The 8,854-nt window shown below is 48.2% G+C and carries 2 protein-coding genes; both read left to right on the top strand.

Going from position 1 to position 8,854, the window contains the following annotated elements; translation table 11 throughout:
* Window positions 1-68: 68 nt before the first annotated feature.
* Window positions 69-3,332 carry an FG-GAP-like repeat-containing protein gene (locus tag AAC052_RS27215; RefSeq protein WP_339816279.1) on the top strand — a complete coding sequence of 1,088 codons (3,264 nt, stop codon included), beginning with the start codon at window positions 69-71 and terminating at the stop codon, window positions 3,330-3,332.
* Between the two features lie 295 nt (window positions 3,333-3,627).
* Window positions 3,628-8,854 (top strand): hypothetical protein (locus AAC052_RS27220; protein WP_339816281.1); only part of this gene is annotated, 5,227 nt, incomplete at its 3' end.

Consider the following 8,854-nt stretch of genomic DNA (forward strand, 5'->3'; position numbering starts at 1 on the left):
CCATCAGGTGGACATCAAAGCAGTCTTGGAGCTCAGGGGGACTTTATCTTAGTGTAAGAAATCGGAAAATGGATATGAGGCGGATTGTGTTAATGATAGTCAGTTTGCTGTTCTTTGCTTTCAACGTGATGGCCCAACGGCCTTTTATAACAAATCTGGATAAAACAACGGCGGCGGCAGGCGATAAACTCACTATTTCGGGCATCAATTTCCCGACTTCCGCAGCTAACATCAAGGTGCGATTCGGTGCCGGTGTCGGCACTGTCACCTATGCTTCAGCCAACCTGCTTGAGGTAACGATTCCCGGCAATGCAACCTTTGGCAATGTATCGGTAACCAACCTTACTAATGGGCTTATCGGCTATTCATCGGAGTTCTTCACCTTGAGCTTTGGCGGCACTTCATTTCTCGCAGGAGCAGTCGACGCCTCAGCGAAGTTCGCTTCCGGTCAAAACGGCATGTACGACCTCTGCGCCTGTGATTTTGACGGTGACGGGGTAATTGATGCAGCAAGCTCACACAACAACGACCAGGCTTCAAGAGTGCCTGTTTACAGAAACACAAGTGATATTTCAACACTTACATTTACCACCGCAAACTTGCCCTCCTTGCTCATCAATGAACCAACATTGAGTGTGGCCTGTGGCGATTTGGATGGAGACGGAAAGCCAGATTTGCTGGCGACCAGAGCGATTGCCGGTGTAACACCGGGTGATATAGTTTTCGCTTTCCGCAACACAAGTACGGTAGGTGCCATAAGCTTTGCAGCGCCTATTTCGCTCACGCTTCCTCCTGACGGCTCAGGCAACCGAAAGAATGTAGGTCGTATCTCCATTATTGACCTTGACGGGGACGGAAAACCAGAGGTAATTGCCTCCAATCAGGTTGATAATCAAATAGATGCATTCAAAAACACGTCTACTGTCGGAACGCTCAGCTTTGCTGCTCAACCCGCACAATTCAGCATCGGCGGCAGTCGATCCTTCGGACTGGACGTGAAGGACTTAAACAATGACGGGTTCCCTGAGATTGTAGCTTGCGCACTTCAGCAGGCTAACATCTTTGTGTTGCCCAATATTAGCAACGCCGGTACCATCGCCTTTGGCCCGTCGGTCACCCTGCCGGTTTCAGGCAACCTTGCCAACCTGGTTGTTGGCGACTTAAATGGGGACGGGTTGAACGACATTGCCACAACACAAATTGTCAGCAATGCTGTATCTGTTATCCTTAACCAAACCAGCGAAGTTGGCGGTACTATCGCCTTCGGTGCGGCAAATTCATTTAGTGTATCGTCGGGTGCCTGGGGACTTGACCTTGGCGACCTGAATGGTGACGGCAAGCTTGACCTGCTGGTGGCCAGCACCACCAGCAACAACGTGACCGCCCTTGTCAACACGTCGACGACCGGCCTCACTTTCGATAGATTCAACATCGCAGCCGGAACCGCAACCCGAAATGTGAAGATTGCTGATGTAAATGCCGACGGAAAGCCCGACTTGCTGGCAGCAGGCATAACGAACAACGAGCTGATTGTTATTGCCAACAGAAATTGTATTTCGCCAACAATAACGCCAAGCAGTGCCACTGTTTGTACTGGCACAGATTTCACTGTAGAGGCAACAAAAAGCATCGGGCATACCTACACGTGGGAAACCGCTTCCAGTGCCTCCGGACCATTTACGGCCCAGGCAGAGACTTCTTCATCTCTCAATCTGTCGAGCCTGCCTGAGGGCAATCTCTTCATTAGGGTCAATATCAAGTCGAACGACGGAGCGTGCGATGCTAATTCGGCCAACTCTTCGCAACTGCTCGTTACCGGAACACCACCCACTCCACCCGGGGTGGTTGACCCTGCGCCAATCTGCGCCGGGGAAACACTACAAATTGATGGTACAATTGCTGGAGCAAAATCCTACCAATGGACTGGGCCCGACGGTTTTGCATCTACCGAAGCGGTTCTAAGTGTTGCCAACTTTCAGCCCGCCAAGGCTGGAATATACACCCTTCGTTATGTAACGGCATCGGACTGCCTGAGCCCTCCTACCCAGCTGAGAGCTGAGATAAAAAGTCTTCCTCCGGTAGCCGTCAGGTTCGAGGGCACAGGTCTTTTTTGCGAAGACGCTTCGGTAGCTCTTTCAGCCGCTTCCTTTGCGGGATATAATTACCAATGGGTGGCCGATGGACAGGATATAGCTGGCGAAACGACAACATCTTTATCGGCTAGCGCTAGTGGCGCTTATGCCATTAAAATTTCAGACCCGGTAACAAGTTGCGCAGTGACAAGCCCGGCGGCTACACTTACAAAAAAAGCAGTACCGGCGACTCAGTTCACTTCAGTAGATGCCATTTGTGTGAATGTAGGAACCGAATTTACCGCCGAATCTACCGGAGAAGCCGGCCTTACGCTCAACTATGCCTGGGACTTCACTAGTGACGGAACTACAGACAGCACTACCCCTAACGCATCAAATACCTTCGCAACAGCCGGGACTACCTCAGTAAAACTGACAACCGGCTACGATGAAATTGCCGGATGCGTCACCACAGCCACGAAATCAATCGAAGTAAGGGCGGTGCCTGTTGTGTCGATCGAAACACCAGACGGAGTTGAGAAATGCCCTGAAAATGAAGTGAGTCTTGAAGTAGCCGACAACTTTGTGTCCTACGCATGGAGTACCTCAGAAACAGGGAATGCTATTAGCGTAATAGATCCCGGAACCTACACTCTGACAATTGTTGACGATGCTCAGTGTATTATCACCAGCACAGTCGACATCGTAAACTTCGATACCTCAAACTCTATAACGGCCGTGTCGAACAGGTCCATTATAGATGAATTTGACACTACTCAGTTCAATGTTTCCGGAGCCTCTGAAATACTTGACTGGACGCCGATAACCGGCATTGATGACCCAACCATCGCCAACCCGATTGTTACAGGCACTTATGAGTTTGGCGATGTTTTGAATGCATCCAACCAAAGAGAATACCTCTACGTGGTAACTGCCCTTGATGCCAATCTTTGCGAGGTCTCCGCCAGTATCCCATTGATCGTCATTCCGGACGAATCTCCCCAGCCAATGAAGTCCTTCTCACCCAACGGAGATGGTATCGATGATGTGTGGAGCGTCGAAAATGTCGAGTTCAACCAGGATTGTAAGGTGGTGATCTACGACCGCCGGGGACGAGCCATTTTGGAAAAGAAACCATACAACAATGACTGGGCAGGTAGGGTCAATGGAAATGATGTGGAGCAGGGTGTTTACTATTACGTTTTCATCTGCGACGACGCCACCAGGAGCCAAAACGGGAGCATATTGCTTTTTAGATGACAACACAGCCAGCTCAGTGATATTTAACTTTTATGTGTATATTCGACGGTTAAATTATCCTTTCAATCATCTGCAAGTATATATGCCTGATGCATATAAGAATCATTACATTTTTTCTTCAAAAAATTATTTTTCAATTCTTTTACTCTTAGATGGGTTACACTTTTTCTTTAAATTGTATTAACAATCTAAGAACGGAAAGCGCTCAAATTAAAAAACTATAGTTTTATAGCCTTTGAGTTTAGCCGAATAAGTATTTTCAGTTTTGAGAAACGCCACGATTTCGAAAAATACCATGAGACGACACAGCCTAGCCCATTTTTCTGTAGCTATCCTACTACTGCTTTCATTTACATCTCAGGTAAAGGCCCAGCTCCCGAAGACGCTGAATGCCCCACTGCCGAACACTTCATCATTCTTTATCCCCGACTTCAACGACGGGTTTACCACCCGGGGAGATGCCTACTCCTTGTCGCAGCGGTGTTACTTGATTACCGAAGATGCCAACAATCGTTTTGGCAGACTTTGGTGGAATACCAAACTAGATTTGACTAAGCCCTTCAGGCTTGATTTCATCATTTTTGCTGGCGACAAAGATGGCAGTGGCGCTGACGGATTTGGCTTCGTGTTGCAAACAGACCCCAGAGGTTTTGAAGCAACCGGTCGTGCGGGCGGTGGATTAGGCTTTGGAGACTATCAGTTCGCTAACAAAATTCTCCCATCTGTGGCTGTTGAATTCGATACATGGCGGAATACAGAATGTCCCGGAGACGCAGGTGACGATCCTTCGTATGACCATACTGCAATATCATACAATGGAAATATATGCGACCCCCGTACCAATGAACTAGAGAGTACTAAAACTCCGCAAATACATCCCGACTTTGCAAACATAGAAGACAATAGCTGCTATGATTATGTGATCCTTTGGCAACCAAACGCTGACGGAACTCAGACAATACAAATGTATGTGGAAGAGCAGCTGCGAATCTCACATACCGCAGACATGATCACTACTGTTTTCGGTGGTGTTACAAACGTGAATTATGGTTTTACGGGTTCTACTGGCGGAGCTAGAAACGAGCAGACCGTATGTTTAAGTGGTGGGCAACAGCCTCCGTTAACAGCAGAAGACTTTTATACCACTCCCCAAAACACCAGCAAATTATTAACTGTAAGAGATAATGACATTGTTCTGAATCCTGACCTTGATTCCCTCTGGACATTTACAATCGTCACATCGGCTGCCAACGGATCATCTTACATTGACGGCACAACGTTGGACATTATGTATACGCCGAATGTTGGTTTTGCTGGAAGAGACTCCGTTCAATATCAAATATGTGACGTGCCCGTTGGCCGTTGCTACAGCCTTTGTTCCCAGGAGTGGGCCTACATAGATGTGACCTGCGTCGATTATAACTTCAACCTGGACAAGCTAACAGACAATGAACTTTGCAACGACGCCCTTCCTGACAACGGATCAGCGGCTGCTTATGTAGGTTCCGGAGTCGTCGCCAATAATGGCGTTTCTATTTGGAAAGAGACCTTCAATGAGCTGGCAACAGATGCTACTGTGGACAATGGCACGACATCGTGGAGTAAAAGTGCGACCTCGGCCGACTATGCCAAGGTGGTGAACTACAGTGGCAATAAGAAATTTGAGGTAAATGACTCGGGTGGCAATGTACTTACCTGGACATCGGGAGCAATTACCACAACCGGGTATTCAAACGTTACAGTCCAGCTTAGCATACAGGAAATCGGGCAACTGGAGAGTTCAGACTATATCAAGGCCTACTACAAAATCGGTAGTAATGCCAAGGTGCAGTTCTTTAGTCAAAATGACGATATTTCTGGCGGCAGCACTTCGGCCGCCAAGCTAATTCCCAATGGGGAGCTTGGCAGCACTTTGCAGGTGATAGTAGAATTTAAGAACGATAATAATGGTGAATACTACAATATTGATGACATACATGTAACTGGCGATGCCCCCCCGAGTGTATCTAACATCACTGCCGGATACACATTCAGATGGTATAACGGCACTCCTGGGAATACCAACCCTGCTGATCTGGTATATACAGGTGCTACCTACAATACAATGGCTGAAGGAACCTACACAGTTCAGGCCACTTCGGACTATGGCTGCGATGCGCTACCACTTACTGTGACGATTGACAGGGTAACAGAAGCCCCGGTTGTAGTAGTAAACCAGCTCCAACCAGTTACGAATTGTGGCAGTCCCAATGGTTCCCTTGAAGCCTACGTCGACGTAAATGGTGTTGCCACCACCACTGGTTACACCTTTCTATGGTACGTGGGCGTTGACTTTACATCAAGCTTTGCTACAGGGCCGGTGGCAACTAACCTCAAGGCGCAAAACTATTCTGTACGAGTCATCAACAATACGAGTGGTTGCCAGGCTGTAGAGGAAGAAACCGTTACTTCTACACTAGCTTCGCCAACAGTACAGGCCCAGGTGACGTCTCATGTTACCAGTTGTGCAAATTTATTTAGTGGAGCTGTGTCAGCGTCATCTGGCGGTGCCACTGCGGGCTTTACATTTAAGTGGTATGAGGGTACAAGCATCAAACTTGTTGCTGACTATACTGGTGCCACTGTTACAGGGCTAACTTTCGGCGACTATACCGTTCAGGCGATCAACTCCAGCGGATGTGTTTCTGAACCGGTTACTATAACCGTCCTGAACAATACTTCCGCTCCAGCCATTACTGCTAATTCTACTTCAAACAAAAAATGTGTTGTACCATATAATGGACAATTAGAAGTGTTTGGCACCTCAGGAGCCACAGCAGGCTATACATTTACATTTTATAATGGTAACAGCACCTCTAATGCCAACAAGATTACCGCTACTACGGGAACAGGTTCAATTGTAAGTGGCAACAAACTACTCCAGCTGAACAGCGGTCAGTACACAGTAAAGGTGACACATACAGCTTCTGGTTGCAGCAATACGAAATTGCTTACCGTAGCCAGCGGAACGGTGAACCCTGCATATAATGGCAATGCATTTGTGACTCCAAGAAGGGCCTGCCCCAACTCAGGAGCAGATCCAAAAAATGGAGCCATTGATGCATCGGGAACAGTAACGACTGGAGGAGTTGCTTCGGCAGGGGGATACAAATTTGACCTCTATACCGGAAACAATGCAACGGGCCAGATACAAGCGACCAATAGCACCGGAAACTTCCCTGCTCTTGAAGCTGGCAACTATACAATTAAAGCAACTGATCTTACCACAGGTTGTTCCGTAATTTTTAATGGCCTTCAGATTCAACAAACCAGAGATGAGCCAAATCTTTCCGGAGCGGTTGCGGTCACAGGCAGCAACACTGGCTGTACTGTTGGCAATGGATCAGTGAAGTTTGACGTAACAACCCAAACCGGCATCACACCGGAAAATGGATACAAAATTGAAATCTACAAGGGAAGCACAGTTAGTGGCACTCCATATATCACACAAACTGAGGTATGTAAAGGGTTGGCATTGGGTGCTACTTGCACAGCCAATGTCAACGGACTTTTAGGTGGCACATATACGGTGGTGATAACCAACACCACCTCAATGTGTGTTAACACCAACAACATCACTTTTACGGTTCCCAACGGCACCATCAACTATCCCGAGTTCTTGATTTCTAATGTGGTTAATGAACCCAACTCTGGCTGCACGGCAGCTGATGGCAGACTGAGAGTGGTAATGGACGATGGTGTGTCAGGAACAACGACCGGGTATACTTTTAAGTGGTACTACGGAGCGACCACGGCTACAGCCCTTACTAATTCAGATCCCGGTAACGGCTCAAACCCCGGCATTAACAACAACGAAGTAACTGGTCTTGCGGGTGGTCAATATACTGTAGTTGCCACAAGCGACCCTGCCCAGGGTGGTAATGGCTGTACGTCACAGCTAACCATGACGGTGGCCAACCAAACTACTCTTCCAGACATTGCTATTTCTGAAGACTCGCCGGCAATAAGTTGTAATGGTTCGGGAACAGCAGATCTTTCGGCATCGGTTACAGAGAACGGCACTGCGGGTATCACCGTTGGCTACGATTTTGCCTGGTATGCAGGATCGACTGCCACGGGAACTATCTTGAGCAGCACTCCGACACTAATTGACAAGGTTGCGGGATCTTACACTGTTAAGGTCACCAATCAGTCTACAGGCTGTATTAATACCCTCACTTATGTGGTGAATAGCACGCCCGTTAAGCCTATCGCCACACTCAACACTAAAAACCCCAACACTTTTTGCAATACTAACCAGTTTAACGGGGGAGCGACCGTTGACCTGTCGTTCAATGGCAGTGCAGTGGCCGACTATTCCGGCTACACGTTTGTTTGGTACATCGGCACTGGCACCGGAGGAACTCAACTAAATAACGGAGACAACAGTGGTGCAGTGTCAGGTGCAGCCTCACGCACTATCACAGGTTTAAACGGAGGTTTATCCTATACTGTTGTTGCCACCAATACGGCTACTGGTTGCGTTTCTGACCCACTGGTGATCAGCATCGTCAACAATCAGGTACCACCCAATATTGTAGTAACTAAGCTTTCTGATCAAACAAATTGCGATGTCCCTAACAATGGTTCACTAAGTGCTGACGTAACTGTAAGCGGTACTCCTCAGCTTGGAGTTGGCTATACTTTCCAATGGTATGCCGGAGGAACAGTCAGCGGTGCTGTAATTACAACGAACCGCCAGGTAGATAATTTAGCTGCTGGTACCTATACCGTAAGAGTTACCAACCAATCGACAGGTTGTGTGCAGGTGCTTACTTCCTCTGTCTCCCAGGTTTTGGCTGACATAGACGGAGCCGGAACCAAGGCCGACTCGGAGGACTGCTCCGGCAATGGCAGTATCACGATTACCAGTGCCTCCATAACAACTTCCGGGGCGCCTGTAGTAGCCAATTCAGAAGCCACTATCCTGGCGAGCTATAATCTCACATTGCAGGATGCATCCAACGCCGATATCACTGACTCAGACACCGATGGTTCTACGACTTTCGGTGGTTTGATGCCCGGCACTTACTATGTAGTCATCACCCACAAATCTTCCAGCTGTGATTCTGAAGCGTTGCAGTTTGACATTGCCGACAATGCGGTATCGCCTACGCTGTCGATCACAGAAGATCAGCCTTCTTCAGTTTGCCCGGGTGGAACAGGTGGTGATGGAGCAGCTACTGTAACTGTCACCAATGCTGGCGGTAGCACTGCCTACACTTATAAGTGGCATACAGGAACTGACACCTCAACTCCAATCGATCCGGTGCTTAACACTTCAGCGGCAACAGCTACCTTGACTGGCGTAGCGGCCGGATTTTACACTGTGTTGGTAACAGACAATGCCTCTCTTGGTGATGGGTGTTTCGATACGGAGACGATCGAGATAACGCTCAACCAACCAACCATATCCATCAGCACATTTGTCAACACTGGTGCTTCTAACTGTGTGGGACTTGACAACGGCTCTTACCAGGTAA

Source organism: uncultured Imperialibacter sp., from assembly GCF_963974565.1.
GTDB lineage: Bacteria > Bacteroidota > Bacteroidia > Cytophagales > Cyclobacteriaceae > Imperialibacter > Imperialibacter roseus.